The organism is Acidovorax sp. GW821-FHT10A04 (assembly GCF_059415825.1).
On the sequence record NZ_JBWKNZ010000016.1, the window covers coordinates 1 to 21,302 of the forward strand.

General features: G+C 68.9%; 17 protein-coding genes. 7 read left to right on the forward strand and 10 right to left on the reverse strand.

Going from position 1 to position 21,302, the window contains the following annotated elements; all coding sequences use genetic code 11:
* Nucleotides 1-174: 174 nt before the first annotated feature.
* The 3 genes from AC07PF_RS26645 to AC07PF_RS26655 are packed head-to-tail and all read right to left on the reverse strand — an operon-like array spanning nt 175 to nt 2,924.
* Nucleotides 175-1,044 (reverse strand): YbgC/FadM family acyl-CoA thioesterase, encoded by an 870-nt coding sequence (locus AC07PF_RS26645; protein ID WP_494613893.1) that lies wholly within the window; start codon nt 1,042-1,044, stop codon nt 175-177.
* Nucleotides 1,045-1,055: 11 nt separating this feature from the next.
* The gene (locus tag AC07PF_RS26650; RefSeq protein WP_494613895.1) at nt 1,056-2,018 is read right to left on the reverse strand and encodes an alpha/beta hydrolase; all 963 of its coding nucleotides are present in this window, start codon (nt 2,016-2,018) and stop codon (nt 1,056-1,058) included.
* Between the two features lie 36 nt (nt 2,019-2,054).
* On the reverse strand, nt 2,055-2,924 hold the full coding sequence (locus tag AC07PF_RS26655) for a 2-keto-4-pentenoate hydratase (RefSeq protein ID WP_494613896.1): 870 nt from the start codon (nt 2,922-2,924) through the stop codon (nt 2,055-2,057).
* 70 nt (nt 2,925-2,994) lie between these two features.
* On the opposite strand from AC07PF_RS26655, the gene gbd reads away from it, so the two are divergent.
* Nucleotides 2,995-4,131, forward strand: a complete 1,137-nt coding sequence (gene gbd, locus AC07PF_RS26660) for a 4-hydroxybutyrate dehydrogenase (RefSeq protein WP_007852389.1) — start codon at nt 2,995-2,997, stop codon at nt 4,129-4,131.
* A 341-nt stretch (nt 4,132-4,472) separates the two neighbouring features.
* Nucleotides 4,473-7,298, forward strand: a complete 2,826-nt coding sequence (locus AC07PF_RS26665) for an EAL domain-containing protein (RefSeq protein ID WP_494613897.1) — start codon at nt 4,473-4,475, stop codon at nt 7,296-7,298.
* A 27-nt stretch (nt 7,299-7,325) separates the two neighbouring features.
* On the opposite strand, the gene AC07PF_RS26670 is transcribed toward AC07PF_RS26665, so the two are convergent.
* The 3 genes from AC07PF_RS26670 to AC07PF_RS26680 all read right to left on the reverse strand — a co-directional run bounded on the left by AC07PF_RS26670 (nt 7,326) and on the right by AC07PF_RS26680 (nt 11,938).
* Entirely contained in the window at nt 7,326-8,453 is a 1,128-nt protein-coding gene (locus AC07PF_RS26670; protein ID WP_494613898.1) for a patatin-like phospholipase family protein, read from the reverse strand.
* 136 nt (nt 8,454-8,589) lie between these two features.
* On the reverse strand, nt 8,590-9,420 hold the full coding sequence (locus AC07PF_RS26675; RefSeq protein WP_494605892.1) for an HDOD domain-containing protein: 831 nt from the start codon (nt 9,418-9,420) through the stop codon (nt 8,590-8,592).
* Nucleotides 9,421-9,565: 145 nt separating this feature from the next.
* Complete coding sequence (locus tag AC07PF_RS26680; RefSeq protein WP_494605894.1) at nt 9,566-11,938, reverse strand: Tex family protein; 2,373 nt, start codon at nt 11,936-11,938, stop codon at nt 9,566-9,568.
* A 171-nt stretch (nt 11,939-12,109) separates the two neighbouring features.
* Here AC07PF_RS26680 and AC07PF_RS26685 point away from each other — a divergent pair, with 171 nt between their 5' ends.
* From AC07PF_RS26685 to AC07PF_RS26695, 3 genes are all read left to right on the forward strand, one after another.
* Nucleotides 12,110-12,514 carry a hypothetical protein gene (locus AC07PF_RS26685; protein WP_145698364.1) on the forward strand — a complete coding sequence of 135 codons (405 nt, stop codon included), beginning with the start codon at nt 12,110-12,112 and terminating at the stop codon, nt 12,512-12,514.
* Between the two features lie 89 nt (nt 12,515-12,603).
* Complete coding sequence (locus tag AC07PF_RS26690) at nt 12,604-14,451, forward strand: monovalent cation:proton antiporter-2 (CPA2) family protein (RefSeq protein ID WP_494613900.1); 1,848 nt, start codon at nt 12,604-12,606, stop codon at nt 14,449-14,451.
* Nucleotides 14,452-14,456: 5 nt separating this feature from the next.
* Nucleotides 14,457-15,551 (forward strand): DUF72 domain-containing protein, encoded by a 1,095-nt coding sequence (locus AC07PF_RS26695; RefSeq protein WP_494614016.1) that lies wholly within the window; start codon nt 14,457-14,459, stop codon nt 15,549-15,551.
* 6 nt (nt 15,552-15,557) lie between these two features.
* On the opposite strand, the gene AC07PF_RS26700 is transcribed toward AC07PF_RS26695, so the two are convergent.
* Both AC07PF_RS26700 and AC07PF_RS26705 read right to left on the reverse strand, forming a co-directional pair.
* Entirely contained in the window at nt 15,558-16,769 is a 1,212-nt protein-coding gene (locus AC07PF_RS26700) for a multidrug effflux MFS transporter (RefSeq protein ID WP_007852375.1), read from the reverse strand.
* Nucleotides 16,770-16,841: 72 nt separating this feature from the next.
* Nucleotides 16,842-17,873: a sensor domain-containing diguanylate cyclase gene (locus tag AC07PF_RS26705; protein WP_494613901.1), complete on the reverse strand. Its 1,032-nt coding sequence runs from the start codon at nt 17,871-17,873 to the stop codon at nt 16,842-16,844.
* Nucleotides 17,874-18,024: 151 nt separating this feature from the next.
* Here AC07PF_RS26705 and AC07PF_RS26710 point away from each other — a divergent pair, with 151 nt between their 5' ends.
* Nucleotides 18,025-18,648, forward strand: coding sequence for an Lcl C-terminal domain-containing protein (locus tag AC07PF_RS26710; protein WP_007852475.1), 624 nt, complete (start codon nt 18,025-18,027; stop codon nt 18,646-18,648).
* Between the two features lie 62 nt (nt 18,649-18,710).
* On the forward strand, nt 18,711-19,409 hold the full coding sequence (gene kdpE, locus AC07PF_RS26715; protein ID WP_494605902.1) for a two-component system response regulator KdpE: 699 nt from the start codon (nt 18,711-18,713) through the stop codon (nt 19,407-19,409).
* Between the two features lie 6 nt (nt 19,410-19,415).
* On the opposite strand, the gene AC07PF_RS26720 is transcribed toward kdpE, so the two are convergent.
* Together AC07PF_RS26720 and AC07PF_RS26725 are read right to left on the reverse strand one after the other, a co-directional pair.
* A complete protein-coding gene (locus AC07PF_RS26720; RefSeq protein ID WP_145698359.1) occupies nt 19,416-20,696 on the reverse strand; it encodes a TRAP transporter large permease subunit in 1,281 nt (426 codons plus the stop codon).
* Complete coding sequence (locus AC07PF_RS26725; protein ID WP_007852480.1) at nt 20,693-21,268, reverse strand: TRAP transporter small permease; 576 nt, start codon at nt 21,266-21,268, stop codon at nt 20,693-20,695. The genes AC07PF_RS26720 and AC07PF_RS26725 overlap by 4 nt, the downstream gene beginning before the upstream one ends.
* Nucleotides 21,269-21,302: the final 34 nt, after the last annotated feature.

Consider the following 21,302-nt stretch of genomic DNA (forward strand, 5'->3'; position numbering starts at 1 on the left):
CAGCGTGGGTCTGGCTGGCGCAGGCTCGCATGCTCTTGGGGCGGCTCAAATAGGTTTCTTCTACACCCTCTTGGCGACGCAAGAGAAAGTTACTGCGCCGCCGGGCGCACATCCCGGCCTCCGACCTCACCACAGGCACGCGGGATCAAAGCGAAGCAACACCCCAAGAAAAAATCAGAAGCACCGAACCATCACCACATGCTCAATCCCAGCCTCGTCATAGGGCTCTCCGACAACCGAGAACCCAGCGCGGCGATAGAACCCCTCCGCATTGCCCTGCGCATGCAACTGCACCTCCCGATCCCCGCGCGCCCGCGAGGCGTCGACCAGGGCATCGAGCACCATGCGCCCCCACCGCGTGCCCCGCACCGACCGGTCCACCGCCAACCGCCCGATGCGCCCCACACCCGGCGCCTCCTGCAGCAACCGCCCCGTCGCTATCGCCTGGCCCAGGCGGTTGTAGACCACCGCATGGCGCGCGGTGGCATCGAGCGCATCGGCCTCGATCTCGGCCGGGATGCCCTGCTCGGTCACGAACACCGCCGTGCGCAGGCGGCCCGCATCGCGGCCCAGGGCGTTCCAGTCGCCGGTATTCACCTCGGCCAGGTCCTCGCCGGCTTCGAAGCCGGTAATGATCTGGCGCAGTACCTCCGGCACGGGGCGCGACTTCTGCGCCACGGGGTCGGCGAACACGTAGACCAGTTCGCCCGAAACCAGCAGCCGGTCCCCACTGAAGATGCCTGCCTCGAACAGGCACGAGGAATTGCCCACGCGCGCACAGCGCATGCCCACGTCCAGCGTGTCGTCCATGCGCGCCGAGGCGTGGTATTCGAGGCTCGCCTTCTTCACGAACATCTCGCCCTGCAGGGCGTGCATGCTGGCGTCGTAGGGCAAGGCCAGGGCGCGCCAGTACTCCGACATGGCGTTGTCGATGTACATCAGGTAGTGGCCGTTGAAGACGATCTTCTGCATGTCCACCTCGGCCCAGCGCACGCGCAGGCGGTGGAAGCAGCGGAAATCACGGCGTTGGGGTTGTTGGGCCATAAGGAAACGTCTCACTCCATGTGGAAAGCGGCACGCAGCGCGCGTGCCGCGTCGGCGTGGGCCTGGCGCGCTTCGGGGATCGCGCGGCCCATCTTGATGAATTCGTGCGTCACGCCGCGGTAGATCTCGAGGTCCACCGCCACGCCGGCCGCACGCAGCTTGTCGGCATAGTCCACGCCCTCGTCCACCAGCGGGTCGCACTCGGCCAAGCCGATCCACGCGGGGGCGACGCCCTCCAGGTCGTCGGCATGCAGGGGGGCAAAGCGCCAGTCCTCCCGCTGTTCGCGGGTGGTGACGTACTGGCCGAAGAACCAGGTGATGGCCGGCTCGTCGAGCACCAGGCCACTGGCAAAACGGGTGTGCGCAGGCGTGTCCTGGTGGGCTGCGCAACCGGGGTAGATCAGCAGCTGCAGCGCCAGCGGCAGGCCCGCATCGCGTGCGAGGATGGCGCTCACCGTGGCCAGCGTGCCACCCGCGCTGTCGCCGCCCACGGCGATCCGCGCCGGGTCGGCGCCCAGGCGGGCGGCATTGGCATGCAGCCAGGCCAGGGCATCCCAGGCATCGTGGGTGGCCGTGGGAAAACGGTGCTCCGGCGCCAGCCGGTAGTCGAGCGAGACCACCATGCAGCCTGCCAGGCGCGCGAGCTCGCGGCAGAGGATATCGTGCGTGCCGATGCTGCCGATGGTGAAGCCGCCACCATGCGTGTACAGCAGCACGGGCAAAGGCGCGCCGGTGGAAGGCGCATACAGCCGCGCGGGCAGTGCATGGCCATCTCGCGCGGGGATGGTGAAGTCCTCCACGCGGGGCAGTTGGGCCTTCGGTATCTCCAGCACGTCGGCACCGGCCGCGTAGGCAATGCGCGCATCCTGTGGCGTGCGGGTGTACAGCGGCGGGTGGCCCGCACGCGCCATGCGTTCGAGCACACTGCGCATCTGGGGGGTCAGGCGGTTGGCGTGGATATGCAGATCGGTCAACGCGAAAGCTTTCTCAGGGACAAAAAGGGGGAAGGGCTACTTGAAAGTGACGCGCACCGGCGCAGCACCCGGCAGGCCGTCATAGGTGGCCGTGACCGACAGGCCGGCCTTGGGCGGCAGCAGCGCCGAGAACGAACCCAGGCTCACCAGGTCGCCCGGCTGCAGGTGGATGCCCTCCTTGGCCAGCGCGCCGGCCAGCCAGACGACGGCATTGAGCGGATGGTCCAGGATATCGCTGCCCTTGCCGCCGCCCAGGCGCGCGCCGGCACCATCGGTAAGCGACACATTCATGTCGGCCAGGGCCTTGAGCAGCGCGTAGCGCTCGCCGCGGAAGACGGGCACCGGCAGCGGCGTGCCCGCAACGCCCAGGCGCGCGCCCACGTTGATGGCCGTGACGCCAGCGCCATTGAGCTGGGGCGGTGCCTGCACCATCAGGTCGGGCAGTTCGATGAAAGGAATGACCTGGTCGATGGCATCCAGCACATCCTCGGGCGTTTTGGCCTGGTTGATGGCGGCGCTTTTCACGCGCACCAGCATGTCGGCCTCGTAGAGAGCGCGCGCGCCAAAGGCCGCCTCCACGCTGGCACCGCTGGGCAGGACCATGCCCTCGTAGAGCTTGCCCCACACCGGCTTGTCGGTGTTGAAGCGCTTTTGCACCGCCGGGTTGGTGAGCCCCGCCTTGTAGCCCACGACCTTGCCCATGCGCTGCGCCAGCAGCTGGTTGAACTTGCCACGCGTGCAGGCGCCATCGGCGTCCGAGAGGTTCACCGGGTTGGGCGCCGGGGTGCGCGCCACGTAGTGGGCCAGCAGCTCGGCGGCCTGCGCATCGGTCAGGCAATCGGCGTGCACCGCTGTCACGCACGTGACGAACAAAGTGGCGGCCATGAGGGTTTGCTTCAGGGTCATGGGTGTCTCCCGGTTGTAAAGTCTCTGCGACAGGTTTTAGAGCAATCGTAAACGCAACTCCCGCAACACCATGGCCTTCATCTACTACGTCACCCAGATCCAGTTCGAGTTCGGCGCCGTGAAGCTGCTCCAGCAGGAATGCGAGCGCGTGGGCATCACCCGCCCGCTCGTCGTGACGGACCCCGGCGTCAAGGCCGCGGGGGTGCTGCAAAAGGCGCTGGACGCGCTCACGGGGCTGCCCGTGGCGGTGTTCGACCAGACCCCGGCCAATCCCACCGAAGCGGCCGTGCGCGCCGCGGTCGAGGTGTACCAGCGCGAGGGCTGCGACGGCCTGATCGCCGTGGGCGGGGGCTCGGCCATCGACTGTGCCAAGGGCATCGCGATCGCCGCCACGCACGAGGGCCCGCTCACCCACTACGCCACCATCGAAGGCGGCTCGCCGCGCATCACCGAGCGCGCTGCGCCGCTGATCGCCGTGCCCACCACCAGCGGCACCGGCAGCGAGGTGGCGCGCGGCGCCATCATCATCGTCGACGACCACCGCAAGCTCGGCTTCCACTCCTGGAACCTGGTGCCCAAGACCGCCATCTGCGACCCCGAACTCACCCTGGGCCTGCCACCCGCGCTCACCGCGGCCACGGGCATGGATGCCATCGCGCACTGTATGGAGACCTTCATGTCGGCCGCGTTCAACCCGCCGGCCGATGGCATTGCCCTGGACGGTCTCACGCGCGGCTGGGCCCACATCGAGCCTGCCACGCGCAACGGCAGCGACCGCGACGCACGCCTGCACATGATGAGCGCCAGCATGCAGGGTGCCATGGCCTTCCAGAAGGGCCTGGGCGCCGTGCACTCGCTCAGCCACAGCCTGGGCGGCGTGAATCCGCGCCTTCACCACGGCACGCTCAACGCCATGTTCCTGCCGGCCGTGGTGCGCTTCAACGCCGGCGCCGAATCGGTGCAAAAGGAGCAGCGCCTGGAACGCATGGCGCACGCCATGGGCCTGGCCGGCGCGCTCGACATTCCCGAGGCCATCCGCGACATGAACGCCCGCCTGGGCCTGCCCACGGGCCTGGCGGCCATGGGCGTGACCGAAAGCATGTTCGACGACATCATCAAGGGCGCGATGGCCGACCACTGCCACAAGACCAACCCGCGCATCGCCACGCCCGAGGAATACCGGGACATGCTCACCCAGTCGCTGTAGCAGCGCCGGGCGGTCTGGCGCCAGGCCGTGGCAATTCCCTGGCGGCGGCAGCCTGGCCACCCTGCAACAGCCTCCCCCATACGGGCGGGGCGCGGGCAGCGCCCGTGCAGCTAAACTGCTGCACTGTCAAACAATAATTAACAAAGTAATTAACGGGCCGGCGCTGCAGGGCGCCAGGCCCCGTTGCCACTGCTGAGCGAGGCGGGCATGCATGGTGGGAGTGCATGGCCGGCGCGCAGGCCGGGCCCTTGGCGCGCCGCCCGAGACGGGCTGGCGCCGGCCGATGGCGGTGCTGCGCGCGCTCTTTCATCCATTCCATGAAATGACTGGCTGATCCATCCATGCGCGCAGAAAAATTCAGGGCCTGGCTGACGCAGGGAACCTCTCCCCGGCTGTACCTCGCGATCCTGGTGATCATCGTGGCGGTCGTGGCCATGCGCTACCAGCAGCTGGTGTCCCTCGAAGAGCAGGAAGCCCACGACCGCGCCGTGGCCGAGCTCGCGCGCGTGGGCGACAGCCTGCTGCCCAGCCTGGTGGCGCTGGACCCGGCGCAGCGCGAATCTGCCGCCCGCGTGCTGCTGGCCACCCCCACCCGCTTCGGCCCGGCCGTGCAGTCGCTGCTGTGGCAGGTGCCGGGCCAGGCGCCCCTGCAGTGGGCAGCGCCGCCCGTGGCCATGCAGGCCCCTGCCTGGTTTGCCGACCTGCTGGACATCAGCCCACCCACGCAACGTTTCGGCCAGACCTTCGCCGACGGGCGTACCGGCGTGCTCACGGTCACCGCCGATCCCGGCATCCTGGTGGACCGGATCTGGAAGACTGTGGTCGTGCAGGCCCGGATCTCGGCGCTGAACATCTTCACCATCCTGTTCCTGCTGACCCTGATCCTGCGCGCCAATGCCCGCATGCTGCGCCGCCTGACCGAGGCCACGGACCGCTTCCGCCAGGGACACCTGGACACGCGCATGGACATCCAGGGCACGCTGGAATCGCGCGCCGTGGCCCACACCTTCAACGACATGGCCGGCAAGGTGCAGTCCCTGGTGCACTCGCTGCGCGAGACGCAGCAACTGCAGAGCGAGCAGTTGCACTTCACACGCCAGCTCATCGACGCCCTGCCCCTGCCGGTGTTCGTGCGCGAGGCGGACGGCACCTTCGTCGACGCCAACCGCGCCTGGCAGCGGCTGTTCCAGAACGGCGACCCGGGTCTGCCGGGGCAAGGCATGTTCCCCGGCCTCACGGCGCCGCACCTGCTCTCACCCGCCCAGTCCCGGCAGCTGGCCATGTCGCAGGACAACGAGGTCCTGGTGCAGCCACCGGGCCAGCTGGCGCGCACCATGGCCTACTACGAGGCGCCCTTCACCAGCACGAACGGCGCCGTGGCCGGCACCGTGGGCACGCTGGTGGACATCACCGAGCGCAAGCGCGCCGAGCAAGCCCTGCGCAACGAGAAGGACCGTGCCCAGGTCACGCTGGCCTCCATCGGCGATGGCGTGATCACCACCGACCTGGCCGGCTGCATCGAGACCATCAACGAAGCCGCCCAGCTCATGACCGGCTTCACCGCCGAACAGGCCATGGGCGCGCTGCTCGACGATGTCTTCCGGCTCTATGAGGAGCCGGCGAGCCAGGCGGCCACGCGGGCCACCGGCGAAGCCACCGTGGTGGCCCCCACCCGCCCGGCCATGCAGGAGGTGCTGCTGCACCGCTCGGGTGAGCGCTATGCCATCGAGTACACGGCATCGGCCATCCGCCAGGGCAGCGGGCGGGCATCGGGCTGCGTGCTGGTGTTCCGCGACGTGACCGAGGCCAGCCACCTGCGCCACCAGATCTCCTGGCATGCCCGGCACGACGCACTGACCGGCCTGCTCAACCGCGCCTCCCTGGCCGAGCGGCTCACCCACGCCCTGTTCGTGACCGGCCGCAGCCCGACCTTGCTGGCGGTGTGCATGCTGGACCTGGACCATTTCCAGGCCATCAACGACGCCCATGGCCACCGCATGGGCGACCGCCTGCTCAAGGAGGTGTCCCAGCGCCTGAACACCTTTGCCACCGGCAGCAGTGCCGCGGCGCGCCTGGGCGGCGACGAGTTCGTGCTGCTGCTCAACCACCAGACCGACGTGCCCGCCATCGAGGAGCAGGTGCGCCAGCTCATGCAGCAACTGGCCGCGCCCTACGCCATCGACGACCGCCTGCTGCACACCACGGCCAGCGTGGGCGTGGCCGTGTTCCCGCAGGACGACGTGAACCCCGACACCCTGCTGCGCCAGGCCGATCAGGCCATGTGCCAGGCCAAGCGCTCGGGCCGCAACCGCATGCACCTGTTCGACGTGCAGCTCGACCACGCGGTGCAGACCCAGCATTCGCGGCAGACCCGGGTGACCCAGGGGCTGCAGGCCGGAGAAATGCGCCTGTACTACCAGCCCAAGGTCAACCTGCGCACCGGCGAGGTACTGGGCATGGAGGCCCTGCTGCGCTGGCAGCATCCCGAGCAGGGCCTGCTGGGGCCCCAGCACGTGCTGCCGCTGCTGGAGGACGCTGAGGTGGTGGCCGAACTCGGCGAGTGGGTGCTGCGCGAGGCCCTGGCCCAGATGCGGCAGTGGAGCCTGGCCGGCGCGCAGTGGGAGGTCAGCGTGAACATCGCTGCGCAGCACTTCCAGCGCGCAGGCTTCGTGGAGCGGCTCAAGGACCTGCTGCTGACCTGCCCCGAGGTGCACCCATCGCGGCTGGAACTGGAAATCCTCGAATCCGCCGCGTTGCAGGACATGCAGTACATGCGCAGCATGATGCACAGCTGCCAGGCGCTCGGCGTGCGCTTCGCGCTCGACGACTTCGGCACCGGATTTTCTTCTCTCTCCTACCTCAAACGCCTGCCGGCAGAGACCATCAAGATCGACCAGTCCTTCGTGCAGGGCATCCTGCACGACGAGGACGACCTGACCCTGGTCAATGCCATCGTCACGCTGGCCCGCGCCTTCAACCGCCACGTGATTGCCGAAGGCGCGGAAACCCCGGCCCATGGCGAGAAGCTGCTCGCGCTGGGCTGCGAACGCGCCCAGGGCTTCGGCATCGCGCCGCCCATGCCGGCCAGCGAGGTGCTCGCCTGGGCACGGGCGTACGAAATGGCGCGCCTGCAGCCGCGGCCCGCTGCGCCCACACCCGCACGCTGAGGGCGGCGGCGGCCAGCCGCTGCGCAGCTACAGCGGCTGCACCGCCGCCATGTCGGGCCGCTCCAACCACGCGGCAAACTCGTCAGCCAGCTGCCGGCTCGCCGCCGTGGCGCCCAGCCAAGCCCTGGCGCGGGCCGCAGCATCGGTGCCGTAGTGGGTGAAATCGTTGCGATCAGGCAGCTTGCTGTTGGGCAGGGAACGCACCCACTCGGGGTGCGGCGAGAGCACCACCATGGAATCGAGTGCGCTGGTCGAGCGGTGCCGCCACTTAAGCCCCTTGTCCAGCCAGCCGGGCACCACCTGCTGCTGGAAGTGCGGGTACAGCACCAGGCCGCTGCCGGCCCGGGCCGCACCCTCGACCACCTGCGCCATGGGCGACTGGTGGTAGCCCAGGTGCAGGTGGTAGTCGGTGATGCCTCCGTCCCAGTAGGCACCGCGCGGGGCACCCGGAATGTCGTGCACGGCCTGCAGCACGAAGGGGATGGAGCAGCTGGCCTGCAGCGCGGGCATGAAGTTCTGCTCGGTGAGCTGCACCTGGCGCGTACGGAAGTCGGCCGTCCCGAAAGGCAAGGCAGCACCCGTTGCAAGGCCTGCATCCGGCGACGAGAACACCACCCGCTCGAGCCATGCGCCCAGGGCCTTGCGGTGCACCGTATTGCTCAGGAAGGCCCCGAGGTAGCCGAGCGGCGTGCCCACCCGGTGCTCGCGCGCCAGCACATGCCGGCCACGCGAGGTGACGATGTGCAGGTGGTAGCGTGGGTGGCTCAGCACCTCCCCGACCCGACCGCCATAGAAGGCCTGCAGGTTCTGGCCAAAGCGTTCGCTCACGTGCGACGCCGGGGGCCGCTTCTTGCCTGGCGGCAGCTCATAGCTCTGGTGGATGTAGTCATGCTCCAGCCGCTCGAAGGCCGCCACCGAGCCGCCCAGGCAGGCCGTGGCCATGCGCCAGGCGCCGATGGATGCGCCCACCAGGTGCACCGGCTGGCGGGAGCCGGCCAGCCACTCGCCAAACAGAAACCGGTCCAACGGGCCCAGGATCAGGCCCTTGGGGCCGCCGGCCGCCGCGGGGACCACGCGCACATCGCCCGGTTGCAGGCCATGCTGTTCAAGGTGCTGGCGGGCGCGCGGGCCCGCATGGATGCGCAATGCTTTCATGCCCTGCATTGTCCCAGAGCGGTCATCATACGGATTTGCCTTCAACCGTCTAACGTCGTTGGTTCGCCTTGCCGTGCTGTGCTACAGCACTGTCTGCGGCTTCCCGCCTAGTTGTGCGATTGAACGCCAATCCGTATCAGACCACGTAATCCGCCGGTGCCTCGGGGCGCACGTTCCAGTCGATGGGGTCCTGCTGCAGCACCATGTCGATGTCCAGGCCCAGCACCAGCCCCACCTCCCCCGGGAAGGAGACGGCCAGCTCGTTCTCGTTGAGCCCGGCCTCGCGCGCACGGGCACGCCAGGAGGCCAGGTGGATCACGCCGGCCAGCGGCTCGTAGGCCTTGTTCTCGAACGGTGCGTCCTGGTACTGCAGGGCGTCGACCACGACCTCGGGAAGTTGCCAGCGCCGCGCCAGCCCGGCCGACACCTTGCTGTAGCAGTAGCCGAAGATGCGCTGCTCCACCTTGGTACGGCGCAGGTCCAGCGGCGCCACCAGGGTGTTGACCGAATGGGCCTTCTCGGGATCGGCCAGGTGGATCACGAGTTCGCCCAGGGCATGCAGCAGGCCGGCCGTGTAGGCGGCGATCTGGTCGTGGTGCACCAGGCCGGCCAGCGAGCGCGCTAGCTTGGCGGTATTGAGGCTGTAGCGCCAGAACTGCTGCATGTTGACCCCGGGCACGGAGCGCGAGGTGGTGCCCAAGGGCGCCGATGTGACCAGCCCACGCAATTGCGCGGTGCCCAGCAGGGCCAGGGCCTGGGGAATGCCGGCAATCTGGCGCGGCATCTGGAAAGCCGGGGAGTTGGCCAGCTCCAGCAGGCGCGCGGCCAGGGCCGGGTCGGTAGCAAAGAGCTGGTTCATGCGCCGCAGGCTGGGCTCGGGCTGGGCCAGCTCGCTCATCAGCAGCGCAACGGTGCGCGGCAGGCTGGGCAGGGCCGCCGGCTGTGCCAGCAGTGCATTCAACTCCATGGGTGACTGGACCTCTGGTGGGACAAGTGCCGATTATGGCGCTGCCCGCCGCGCCCGGCCATCACCCAAACCGGCCGTGCCATCCTACCTGCACGGGCGGTAGGGGTGGCGGTACCAACGGTCAGCGGGCGCTGCCCGTGGGACTTTAGCGGCCCTTGGTCTGCTGCAGCTTGGCGAAGGCCGATGCCATGGCCGATTGCTGCGCCGGCTCGGGCGCACGGCGGCCGCCTTGCGGCTGCTGACCGCGCCCCGCGCCCTCGAAGCGGTTGTCGCGGTAGCCACCGCGGTCGCCCCCCTGGCGTGGGGGGGCGTCACCGAGCTTCATCGACAGGCCGATGCGCTTGCGCTCCACGTCCACCTCCATGACCTTGACCTTGACGATGTCGCCGGTCTTGACCACTTCGCGCGCATCGTTCACGAACTTGTGCGCCAGCTGGCTCACGTGCACCAGGCCATCCTGGTGCACCCCAAGGTCGATGAAGGCACCGAACTGCGCCACGTTGCTCACCGTGCCCTCCAGGATCATGCCCTCCTTGAGGTCCTTGATGTCTTCCACGCCGTCGTTGAAGCGCGCCACCTTGAAGTCCGGGCGCGGGTCGCGACCGGGCTTTTCGAGTTCGCCCAGGATGTCCTTGACCGTGATCACGCCGAACTTCTCGTTGGCGAAGAGCTCGGGCTTCAAGGTCTTGAGCATGTCCGCGCGGCCCATGATCTCGGCCACGGGCTTGCCGGTCTTTTCCATGATCTGCTCGACCACGGGGTAGGTCTCGGGGTGCACGCCAGTCATGTCCAGCGGGTTGTCGCCGCCGCGGATGCGCAAGAAGCCCGCGCTCTGCTCGAAGGTCTTGGCGCCCAGGCCGGCCACGTCCATGAGCTGCTTGCGGCTCTTGAACGCGCCGTTGGCCTCGCGCCAGCGCACCACCGCCTTGGCCACGCTGGCCGACAGGCCCGAGACGCGGCTGAGCAAGGGCACGCTGGCCGTGTTCAGGTCCACGCCCACGGAGTTCACGCAGTCCTCGACCACGGTGCCCAGGGTGCGCGCCAGCTCGCTCTGGTTCACGTCATGCTGGTACTGGCCCACGCCGATGCTCTTGGGGTCGATCTTCACCAGTTCGGCCAGCGGGTCCTGCAGGCGGCGCGCAATGCTGGCGGCGCCACGCAGGCTCACGTCCACGTCGGGCATCTCCTGCGAGGCGTATTCGCTGGCGGAGTAGACCGAGGCACCGGCTTCGCTCACCACCACCTTCTCGATGGCGCGCTCGGCCTTGGCGGCCAGCTTGATCAGGTCGGCCGCCAGCTTGTCGGTCTCGCGGCTGGCCGTACCGTTGCCGATGGCGATCAGGTTCACGCCATGCTTTTCGGCCAGCTTGGCCAGGGTGTGCAGCGAGCCCTCCCAGTCGCGGCGCGGCTCGTGAGGGAACACCGTGGCGGTTTCCACCAGCTTGCCGGTGTCGTCCACCACGGCCACCTTCACGCCGGTGCGGATGCCCGGGTCCAGGCCCATCACCACGCGCGGGCCGGCGGGCGCCGCCAGCAGCAGGTCGCGCAGGTTGTCGGCAAACACCTTGATGGCGACCTTCTCGGCATCGTCGCGCAGGCGGGCGAACAGGTCGCGCTCGGTCGAGAGGCTCAGTTTCACGCGCCAGGTCCAGGACACGCACTTGCGCAGCAGGTCGTCGGCCGGGCGGCCGGCGTGGCTCCAGCCCAGGTGCAGGGCGATCTTGCCTTCGGCCAGGCTGGGCTTGCCCGGCTCCGGCTCCACCGGCAGCACCAGCTTGCCTTCGAGGATTTCCAGGGCACGGCCGCGGAACACCGCCAGCGCCCGGTGCGAAGGCACGCGGCCGATGGGCTCGTCGTATTCGAAATAGTCGCGGAATTTGGAGACTTCGGGGTCGTTCTCGTTCTTGCCGTCGATCTTCTTGCTGCGCAACAGGCCCTCGGCCCAGAGCCATTCGCGCAGCGACTGCACCAGCACGGCGTCTTCGGCCCAGCGCTCGGAGAGGATGTCACGCACCCCGTCCAGCACGGCCGGCACGGTGGAGAAATCGGCGCCGGTCTTGCCGTCGTCCAGCACCTCGGGGGGCTTGGTGAAGGCAGCCGCCTCGGCCGCGGGGTCCAGCGTAGGGTCGGCAAACAGCTTGTCGGCCAGCGGCTCGATGCCGAACTCGCGCGCCATCTGGCCCTTGGTGCGGCGCTTTTGCTTGAAGGGCAGGTAGATGTCCTCCAGCTCCTGCTTGGTGGGCGCGCTGGCGATCGCCACGCGCAGGGCGTCGGTCAGCTTGCCCTGCTCGTCGATGCTCTTGAGCACCGCGGCGCGGCGGTCTTCGAGCTCGCGCAGGTAGGACAGGCGCGCTTCCAGCTCGCGCAACTGGATATCGTCGAGCCCGCCGGTCACTTCCTTGCGGTAGCGGGCGATGAAGGGCACCGTGGCCCCCCCGTCCAGCAGCTCCACCGCTGCGCGCACCTGGGATTCACTGACTTTGATTTCTGCGGCCAACTGCCGGACGATCTGCTGCATGGGTGGGCAAACTCTCTGAAACTCGAAAAAATACGCGAAGCGCGGGAGTTTGCCACAGGCACTTTTCGTAACAGCCCGGCATCCCCTCGGAAATACCCCAGGGTTCGTAGAATGCCTGCACTGCCTCTTGCCAGTCCCAACCAGCCCAAGCCAGCCCCCCGCCCGCCAGCCATGACGCCCCTGCCCTTTCCCGTCCGCACGGAATGCCCTCCAGGCGCCTGTGTCTGCGAGCGGGACGCGCTGATGCAGACGCCTGGCGGCGACACCCGCATCCTGCAGCTGACCCAGGCCGAGGAGAAGAAGCTGATCACCCGGCTGGAGAGCATCTCCAGCCTCGCGGACCTGCGCCGCATGCAGGAGCGCATGCAGCAGCAGTTGGGGATCCGCATCGCCATCAGCCTGAGCCCCAACGAGGTGCGCACCCTGCGCGGCATCGCCATCCTGGTGGAGGACCAGCGCGGTTTGTGCCGCAAGACCCGCCAGGCCATTCCGGCGGCGATCAAGAAGGGCATGGACCAGCGCCCCGAGATCGCCTACGAACTGCTCGACGAAGGCGGCCTGTTCGCCGGTTCCTGACACCCGGGTCGGCCGGCGCCCCCCAGGATGGCGCTACCATCCTGCCATCCCCCGTTTCCGCTTGTTTCCCCGTTTGTCCCGGAGTCCCCATGGCCGCTGCTGAATCAGGCACCGAACTCGTCAAAGTCGTCGTGCTGCTGGCCGCTGGCGTCATTGCCGTCCCCTTGTTCAAGCGGCTCGGCCTGGGCTCGGTGCTGGGCTACCTGGCGGCCGGCCTGGCCATCGGCCCCTTCGGCCTGGGCTTCTTCAGCGAGGCGCAGACCATCCTGCACGTGGCCGAGCTCGGCGTGGTGATGTTCCTCTTCGTGATCGGCCTGGAGATGCAGCCCACCCGGCTGTGGAACCTCAGGCGCCAGATCTTCGGGCTGGGCCTGGCCCAGGTCGTGGTCTGCATCGCCCTGCTCACCGGGGCCGGCGTGGTGGCAGGGCTCTCGTCGGCCGTGGCCTTCATCGCGGCCTCGGGCTTCGTGCTCTCGTCCACGGCCATCGTGATGCAGCTGCTCGACGAAAGCGGCGACACATCCACCCCGCGCGGCCAGCGCATCGTCTCCATCCTGCTGCTCGAAGACCTGGCCATCGTGCCCTTGCTGGCCATCGTGGCCTTTCTCTCGCCCGCGCCGACTGGGGAAGCCGTCTCGCGCTGGGTCACCGTGGGCGTGGCGCTGGCCGCCGTGGTGGGCCTGGTCGCGGTCAGCCGCTGGCTGCTGAACCCGCTGTTCAGTGTGCTGGCACGGGCCAAGGCGCGCGAGGTGATGACCGCCGCCGCGCTGCTGGTGGTGCTGGGGGCGGCGCTGGCCATGCAATGGGGCGGCCTGTCGATGGCCATGGGCGCCTTTGCCGCGGGCGTGATGCTCTCCGAATCCACCTTCCGCCACCAGCTCGAGGCCGACGTGGAGCCGTTCCGCGGCATCCTGCTGGGCCTGTTCTTCATGGGCGTGGGCATGGCGCTCGACATCCCGCTGGTGCTGCAGAATTGGACGCTGCTGCTGGGCGGCGTGGTGGCCTGCATGGCCATCAAGGGCATCGGCGTGTATGCCGTGGCGCGCTTCACCAAGGCCGCCCATGGCGAGGCCCTGCAGCGCACCATGCTCATGGCCCAGGGCGGTGAATTCGCCTTCGTGCTGTACTCGGCCGCCGCTGCCGCGGGCATCGTCGAGGCGCGCATGAATGCCGTGCTGACCGCCGCCGTGATCATTTCCATGGCGCTCACGCCGCTGGCCGTGCTCTCGCTGCGCTGGCTCATGCCACCCGAGCCCGCCCAGAACATGGACGGCGTAGAGGCCGCCGACGGCCTCAAGGGCACGGTGCTCATCATCGGCTTTGGCCGCTTTGCGCAGATCGCCAGCCAGCTGCTGCTGGCGCGGGGTGTCGACATCGCCATCATCGAGAACGACACCGACATGATCCGCGCGGCCGCGAAGTTCGGCTTCAAGGTCTACTACGGCGACGGCACGCGCCTGGATGTGCTGCACGCCAGCGGCGGGCACCATGCCAAGTCCATCCTGGTGTGCGTGGACGACGCCAAGACCACCACGCGCATCGTCGAGCTGCTCAAGCACGAGTGCCCGCTGGTCCCGGTGCTGGCGCGCGCCTTCGACCGGCAGCACGCCATCGAACTGTTGCGCCTGGGCGTGGACTACCAGATGCGCGAGACCTTCGAGTCGGCCATGGGCTTCGGCATGCAGGCGCTGGAAACCCTGGGCGTGGACCCCGAGGAAGTGGCCGAGGTGGCCGAGCGCATCCGCGCGCGCGATGCCGACCGCCTGCAGCTGGAACTGGCCGGTGACAAGGATGGCGCGCGCCAGTTCTTCCAGGGCGACAAATGGGTGCCCACCCCACTCACCCAACCCCAGCGCGAAGGCCGTGCCCTCAATGACGAGGCGGCCGATGCCATCGAAGACCCGCTGCAACCCGCGGCGGCCACGCCGCTGGCATGAGCGGCATCCAGGACGACCTGTTCGGCGGCCCGCCCGCGCCCTCCCCTCCTCCCGCTGCAGCCACCCCATCCGCAGCAGAGGAGGCGCCGCCCAGCAAGCAAAAAAAGGGCATCGGCGTCGCCGCCCAGCCGCAGGACGAGGCCTTGCACGCGCTGGCCCAAAGCCTGCCCCCCACCCTGCACCTGGGCACCTCGACCTGGACCTACCCGGGCTGGAAGGGCCTGGTGTGGGAGGGTGAGCATTCCCCTGCGCAGCTGTCCAGGAACGGCCTGTCCATCTACGTCCAGCACCCGCTCTTGCGCACGGTGAGCATCGACCGCAGCTTCTACCGCCCGCTCACGGTGAGCCAGTACGAACGCTATGCGAGCCAGGTGCCCGACGACTTCCGCTTTGTGGTCAAGGCACCGAGCCTGGTGACCGATGCGCTGGTGCGCAGCGAGGACGGCCGGGGCCGCGAACCCAACCCCGCCTTTCTGAATGCCGACCTGGCGCGCACCGAGTTCGTGGAGCCCGCGCTGCAGGGCCTGGGCCGCAAGATCGGGGCACTGGTGTTCCAGCTCAGCCCCCTGCCCATGGACCAGCTCGACCGCCTGCCCGAGGTGCTGCAGCGCCTGCGCGCCATGCTGCTGGCCCAGCCGAAACTGGCGCCCATCGCGCCCGACGGCATCCTGGCCGTGGAGGTGCGCGACCCCGAGTGGATCAGCTCGCACTGGATGGCCCTCGACTTCGCGGCCGTGCTGCGCGAGGCCGGGGCCACCTACTGCATCGACCTGCACCCCAAGATGCCGCCGCTGGCAGAGCAACTGCACATGCTGCGCGCCCTGTGGCCGGGCCCGCTGGTCTGCCGCTGGATGCTGAACACGCGGCACGGCCCCTATGGGTACGAAGAGGCCGAAAAGCTCTACGAGCCCTTCGACAAGGTGCACCACCCCGACCCCGAGAACCACGAGGCGCTGGCCCGTCTGATCGCCGGGGTGACCGGCGCGGGCCAGAACGCATACGTGTGCATCAGCAACCATGCCGAGGGCTCGGCGCCCCGCACCATCCGCACCCTGGCCGAACGGGTGGCGGCGCAGCCGCCCTCCCGCAAGAAGGCCTGACGCGGATCAGGCGCTGGCGGCGGCCACCGACTGGTCGCTGTGCCCCGCCAGCGTGATCCAGGCCAGCGCCACGCCCACCAGGGCCCCTGCGGCCATGCCGACCACCATGGGCAGCGGCTTGCCATTGGCGAACAGGCCCACGATGCCCATGGCGGCCGCGCCCGTGAGCATCTGCAGCGTGCCCAGCAGGGCCGAGGCCGTGCCCGCGATGGCGCCATGCTTTTCCAGCGCCAGCACCGAGGTGGTGGGAATCACCAGCCCCATGAGCGCACTGGCCACGAAATACAGGCCGATGAGCACCGCCAGCTGATCCCCGCCGAGCAGGTAGTAGCCGAGCATGGCCACCATGACCAGGCCCGAGCCGGTGGCGGCCGCCTTGACCAGGCGCACCAGCCCGAAGCGCTCGCCCAGTGCGGCCGTGAACTGAGAGGTGCCGATGAAGGCCGCCGCATTCACCGAGAACGCCAGGCTGTACTGCGTGGGCGTGAGGCCATAGTGGTTGATGAGCACGAAGGGCGAGCCCGCCAGGTACACGAAGAAGCCCGCCATGGCGCAGCCGCCGATGAACACCAGGCCCAGGTAGTGCCAGTCGCGCAGCAGCAGCCCGTAGGCGCCCAGGGCACCGCCCAGGCTGCTTTCCACGCGCTCGGCCGCGGGCCGGGTCTCGCCCAGGCTGGCATAGACCAGCGCCAGGCCCGCCACGGCGGCCACCGCCACCACCCAGAACACGCCGCGCCAGCCGGCCAGGGCAATCACGCCGCTGCCCGCCAGGGGTGCCAGGATGGGCGAGACGCTGAACACCAGCATCAACAGCGACATCAGCCGCGCCGCATCGGTGCCCGTGTGCAGGTCGCGCACCACGGCGCGCGGAATGGCCATACCCGCCGCCGCGCCCAGGCCCTGCACGAAGCGCAAGGCCACCAGGGTCTCGATGTCGGTGGCCAGCGCGCAGCCCACGCTGGCCAGGGTGAAGAGCCCCAGGCCAAAGTACAGCGGCGGCCTGCGCCCCACCATGTCCGACACCGGTCCATAGAACAGCTGGCCCGCGCCCAGCGAGAGGAAAAAGGCCGTGAGGCTCCACTGCACGGCCCCCACGGATGCACCGAGGCTGGCCCCGATCTCGGGCAGCGCGGGCAGGTACATGTCGATGGCGAACGGGCCGATGGCCGAGAGCAGGCCCAGTATCAGGGCCATCTTGAAGAAACCGGATGAATGCATAGCCCGCCATTGTGGCGGGCACCCCAAAGGCCCCTGGCAAGCGGCCTGGAAGGTTTCAGGGTAGGCGGCAGCTCAATCGGGCAACGGTTCCACGCGGTTGCCGCCCGCCTGCCGTGCCCGTGCCAGGGCAGCACTGGCGGCGCGCACCAGTTCATCGGGGCGCTGGTCGCGCACCGGCACCATCTGCGCCACGCCGCCGCCCATGCTGACCCGGCCCAGGGCCGACCCCTCGTGCGGCAGCGCCAGCGTGCGCACGGCCACGACGGCCCCTTCGGCCAGGGCGTGGGCTTCCTCGAGGCTCGCAGCCGGCAGCAGCAACACAAAGGCATCGCCCCCAAACCGCGCCACCAGGGCGCCCGGGCGTTCCTGCAGCATCTGCGTGAGCGTGACGGCCAGGGTCTTGAGGCAGGCGTCGGCTGCCAGGTGGCCATGGCGGTCCATGAAGTGGCGCAACGCATCCACCTCCAGCAGCACCAGCGCCAGCGGCGTGGCGGCGCGCTGGGCGCGCTCCCAGGCCTGCTGCAGCACGTGGTCGAACTGGCGGCGATTGCCCAGGCCGGTGAGGTTGTCGGTGCGGTCCATGGCATCGATGCGCTGCTGCGCCTCCGCCAGAGCCCGGGTGCTCTCCTGCAGCTGTGCCTGCAGCACCCGGTGGTCGGTTTGCAGGCGCGCCATGGTGGCCGAGGCGCTTCCCTGCGGCAAGGGCCCCGAGGGCACCGAGGTGCCGCTGTGCACGATCTTCCACTCCGCACCTTCCAGGCGGAACACCAGCACCAGGCGCGCCACCGGCACCTGGCCAGCCGGGGTCTCGCCCGCGTCGGGCCCACGCACATGCACCAGCGCCGTGGCCGAGACCACGTCCTCGGCCAGGTCCTGCAGGCACAGGTCCAGCACCTCGATATGCATGTGCTGCGGCACCAGGGCGAAGTCCTGCAGGATGGCGGCCACCCATTCGCTGCGGGTGTGCACGAGCCGGTCGCTGCGGCTGGCGTAGCCGCTGAACTGGGTGCTCAGGCGCGCGATCAGGCGCTCATCGCGCGTGGAATACAGCGCGATGTAGTCGTCGAACAGCTGGCGGATGAGGGTCTGGCGATCCGGTCGCATCGGTGCGGGCTCCCCGTCAGGGGCATCCTGGGTGAAAGAAAAAGAGGCTGTGCGCACTGCCGCGCGCGCCAGCGCAGGGCGCGACGCACTGTAGCACCCCGGCACGAGGCGGCGTGCATGCCGTGCGCACTTCATGCGAACATCGGCCTGTATGACGCACTTTGCCCACAGCCCCTCTCCGCGCCGCACGCTGCTGGCCCTCGCCTGCCTCGGCGGCCTCGCCGCCCCGGTGGCCGCCCTGGCGCAATCGGCGGCCGAGCCCGGGCCCAGTCTGGCGCTCTCGGCCGATGGCAGCCTGGTGGTGGACACGCGCGCCAAGCTGGCCTGGCCGCGCTGCGTGGAAGGCATGCAATGGAACGGCCGCAGTTGCACCGGCACACCGCTGGAACTGGACTACGTCCAGGCCCAGGCCCATGCCCAGGCGCGCTGGAAGGCCGAGGGGGTGCCCTGGCGGCTGCCGCGTGCCGCAGAACTGCGCCGCCTGGTCGACAAATCGGCCAGCACGCCCGGGCTCGACGCCCGGCTGTTCCCCGCCGCACCCTCGGGCTGGTACTGGGCCTCCAATACCAATGTGCAAGGGGGCCTGGCGGGCAACCAGTACAACTACGGCAACGTGGAGCGGGCCCAGCGCCAGGTGCAAGGCGGCGAGAGCCTGGACTCCACCCGCGTGAACCAGCGCTTTGCCGTGGACCTGCAAACCGGCGACATCCGCTCGGACGCAGCGAAGTTCAGCAAGCTGCACTTTCGCCTGGTGCGTACCTATACCGATCAATGAAGGCATGGGCCACCGGGCGCCGATGCCCTCAGGCTTCCCCTCCCCCTGAAAGACGCCCCTGCATGGCCAGCCCAGCCCCCATCGCCGTCGTGATCGAAGACGAGCCCCAGATTCGCCGCTTCGTGCGCGGCGCGCTCGAAGCCGAAGGCTGGCAGGTGCACGAGGCCGACACCCTGCAGCGTGGCCTGACCGAGGCCGGCACACGCAAGCCCGACCTGCTGGTGCTGGACCTGGGCCTGCCCGACGGCGAAGGCCTCACTCTGATCCGTGACGTGCGCCAGTGGTCCAGCGTGGCCATCATCGTGCTCTCGGCGCGCATCGACGAGGCCGACAAGATCGCCGCGCTGGACGCCGGCGCCGACGACTACCTGACCAAGCCCTTCGGCGTGGGCGAGCTCATGGCGCGCGTGCGTGCCAACCTGCGCCGCCCGCGCGCCACGGGCGCATCGCAGGAGGAAGACACGTCCTTCAGCTTCGGCGAGGTCACCGTCGACCGCCAGGCCCGCCTGGTGCAGCGCGGCGGCCAGGAGGTCCACCTCACGCCCCTGGAGTACCGGCTGCTGTCGGTGCTGGTCGCCAATGCCGGGCGCGTACTCACGCACCGCCAGTTGCTGCGCGAGGTCTGGGGCCCCTCGCACAGCGAGCAGAGCCACTACCTGCGCATCTACATGGGCCACCTGCGCCAGAAGCTGGAGACCGACCCGGCCCAGCCGCGGCACCTGCTGACGGAAACCGCGGTGGGCTATCGGCTGATGCCATGAGCCTCCTCATCCGTGGAAGAACTTGGCCGGCCAGGTCACCAGCCACGGGAAAGCCACCATCAGGAACATGATGGCGAACTCCGCGATCATGAAGGGCACGACGCCCTTGGTGACGTCGTCCATCGACATCTTGCCCACCCCGGCCACCACGTTGAGTACCGTGCCCACGGGCGGTGTCACTAGGCCGATGGAGTTGTTGATGATGAACATCACGCCGAAATAGACCGGATCAATGCCTGCCGCATTCACCACCGGCATCAGCACGGGCGTGAGGATCAGGATGGTGGGCGTCATGTCCATGGCGGTGCCCACGGCCATCACCAGCACCATGATGGCCGCCATGAGCAGGATCTTGTTGTCCATGAAGGGCTGCAGCAGCCCCACCACCTTGGACGGCAGGTCGGCCACGGTGATGAGCCAGGCGCTGACCATGGCCGCGGCAATCAGGAACATCACGATGGCGCTGGTCTTGGCGGCGGCGACGAAGATGCCGTAGAGGTCGCGCCAGCTGATCTCGCGGTAGATCACCGCCGAGACAAAGAGTGCGTACACCGCCGCCACCACGGCCGCCTCTGTGGGCGTGAACACCCCCATGCGCAGGCCCACGAGGATGATCACCGGCAGCATCAGTGCCCACAGGGCCTTGCGCAGGGCCGTGAGGATCTCCGCGGCGGACTTGCGCGGTGGCGGCACGATCTTCTCGCGCCGCACCAGGAAGGCCCAGGTGAGCCACAGCGCGGCACCGATCAGGATGCCCGGCACGATGGCCGCGAGGAACAGCTTTGAGATCGACACGTTGGCCGCCACCCCGAAGATCACCAGCCCGATGCTCGGAGGGATCACCGGGCCGATGACGCCGGTGGCAGCGATCAGCCCGCCGGCACGCGACTTGTCGTGCCCGGCCTTGACCATCATGGGCAGCAGCAACGCGGTGAGCGCGGCCGCATCGGCCACGGCCGAACCCGACAGGGCCGACAGCAGGCAGCCGGCCATGATGGTCACATAGCCCAGCCCGCCCTTCACATGGCCCACCAGCGCCAGCGCGAAGTCCACGATGCGGCGCGACAGGCCGCCCACGTTCATGATTTCGCCGGCCAGCATGAAGAAGGGCACGGCCAGCAGCGGAAAGCTGTCGGCCCCGCCGATCAGGTTCTGCGCGAGGATCTGCGCGTCGAACAAGTCCAGGTGCCACATCAGCGCCACGCCGCTGGCCAGGAGCGAGAAGGCGATCGGGATGCCCATGGCCATGGCCAGCAGCAGCGATCCGACAAAGACGAAGATGGTCATCGCGCGCCCTCCTTGCCGCGGGGCGCTTCGGTGCCTGCCGCGCCCAGGATCTGCTGCAACTGCACCGCCTCTTCGGACTCCTGCACCATCACCAGGTCCTCGTCGGCGATCTGGCCGCTGAGCAGCTTGTACAGGTCGATGGCCAGGATCAGCGCCGCGCAGACGGCGAACACCAGGCCCGCGCTGTAGACGATGGCCATGGACGCGCCCGTGGTCGGCGCCGTCACGTCCCAGTTGATGCGCGCCTGCGCCAGGCTGCCCTGGAACAGCAGCCAGACGATGTAGAGCATGACCCCGTGCCCGAGGGCCAGGCAGGCCTTCTTGCCGGCCGCCGGCAGGCGCTGCACCACCATGTCCACCCCCAGGTGGCCATGCTCACGCAGCGCGACGATGGCCCCGAGGAAGGTCATCCAGATGAAAAGCCAGCGCGACACTTCTTCCGACACGGTGATGCCGGAATTGAAGCCGTAGCGCAGCACCACGTTGCCGAACACCAGCACCACCATCAGCGCCAGCATGGCGGCAATCACCGCCTCCAGCACACGGCAGGCGCGGTCCATCCATCGATTCATGTTGTCTTTTCCTGTGATCGTCTGGATGGCAGGC

What these genes read in the sequence shown, in the direction of transcription:
- AC07PF_RS26700 (WP_007852375.1), bottom strand. Translation starts at nt 16,769, where the DNA reads ATGCATTCATCCGGTTTCTTCAAGATGGCCCTGATACTGGGCCTGCTC.
- AC07PF_RS26655 (WP_494613896.1), bottom strand. Translation starts at nt 2,924, where the DNA reads ATGACCCTGAAGCAAACCCTCATGGCCGCCACTTTGTTCGTCACGTGC.
- AC07PF_RS26675 (WP_494605892.1), bottom strand. Translation starts at nt 9,420, where the DNA reads ATGGAGTTGAATGCACTGCTGGCACAGCCGGCGGCCCTGCCCAGCCTG.
- AC07PF_RS26645 (WP_494613893.1), bottom strand. Translation starts at nt 1,044, where the DNA reads ATGGCCCAACAACCCCAACGCCGTGATTTCCGCTGCTTCCACCGCCTG.
- AC07PF_RS26665 (WP_494613897.1), top strand. Translation starts at nt 4,473, where the DNA reads ATGCGCGCAGAAAAATTCAGGGCCTGGCTGACGCAGGGAACCTCTCCC.
- kdpE (WP_494605902.1), top strand. Translation starts at nt 18,711, where the DNA reads ATGGCCAGCCCAGCCCCCATCGCCGTCGTGATCGAAGACGAGCCCCAG.
- AC07PF_RS26680 (WP_494605894.1), bottom strand. Translation starts at nt 11,938, where the DNA reads ATGCAGCAGATCGTCCGGCAGTTGGCCGCAGAAATCAAAGTCAGTGAA.
- AC07PF_RS26725 (WP_007852480.1), bottom strand. Translation starts at nt 21,268, where the DNA reads ATGAATCGATGGATGGACCGCGCCTGCCGTGTGCTGGAGGCGGTGATT.
- AC07PF_RS26685 (WP_145698364.1), top strand. Translation starts at nt 12,110, where the DNA reads ATGACGCCCCTGCCCTTTCCCGTCCGCACGGAATGCCCTCCAGGCGCC.
- AC07PF_RS26670 (WP_494613898.1), bottom strand. Translation starts at nt 8,453, where the DNA reads ATGAAAGCATTGCGCATCCATGCGGGCCCGCGCGCCCGCCAGCACCTT.
- gbd (WP_007852389.1), top strand. Translation starts at nt 2,995, where the DNA reads ATGGCCTTCATCTACTACGTCACCCAGATCCAGTTCGAGTTCGGCGCC.
- AC07PF_RS26710 (WP_007852475.1), top strand. Translation starts at nt 18,025, where the DNA reads ATGACGCACTTTGCCCACAGCCCCTCTCCGCGCCGCACGCTGCTGGCC.
- AC07PF_RS26690 (WP_494613900.1), top strand. Translation starts at nt 12,604, where the DNA reads ATGGCCGCTGCTGAATCAGGCACCGAACTCGTCAAAGTCGTCGTGCTG.
- AC07PF_RS26720 (WP_145698359.1), bottom strand. Translation starts at nt 20,696, where the DNA reads ATGACCATCTTCGTCTTTGTCGGATCGCTGCTGCTGGCCATGGCCATG.
- AC07PF_RS26705 (WP_494613901.1), bottom strand. Translation starts at nt 17,873, where the DNA reads ATGCGACCGGATCGCCAGACCCTCATCCGCCAGCTGTTCGACGACTAC.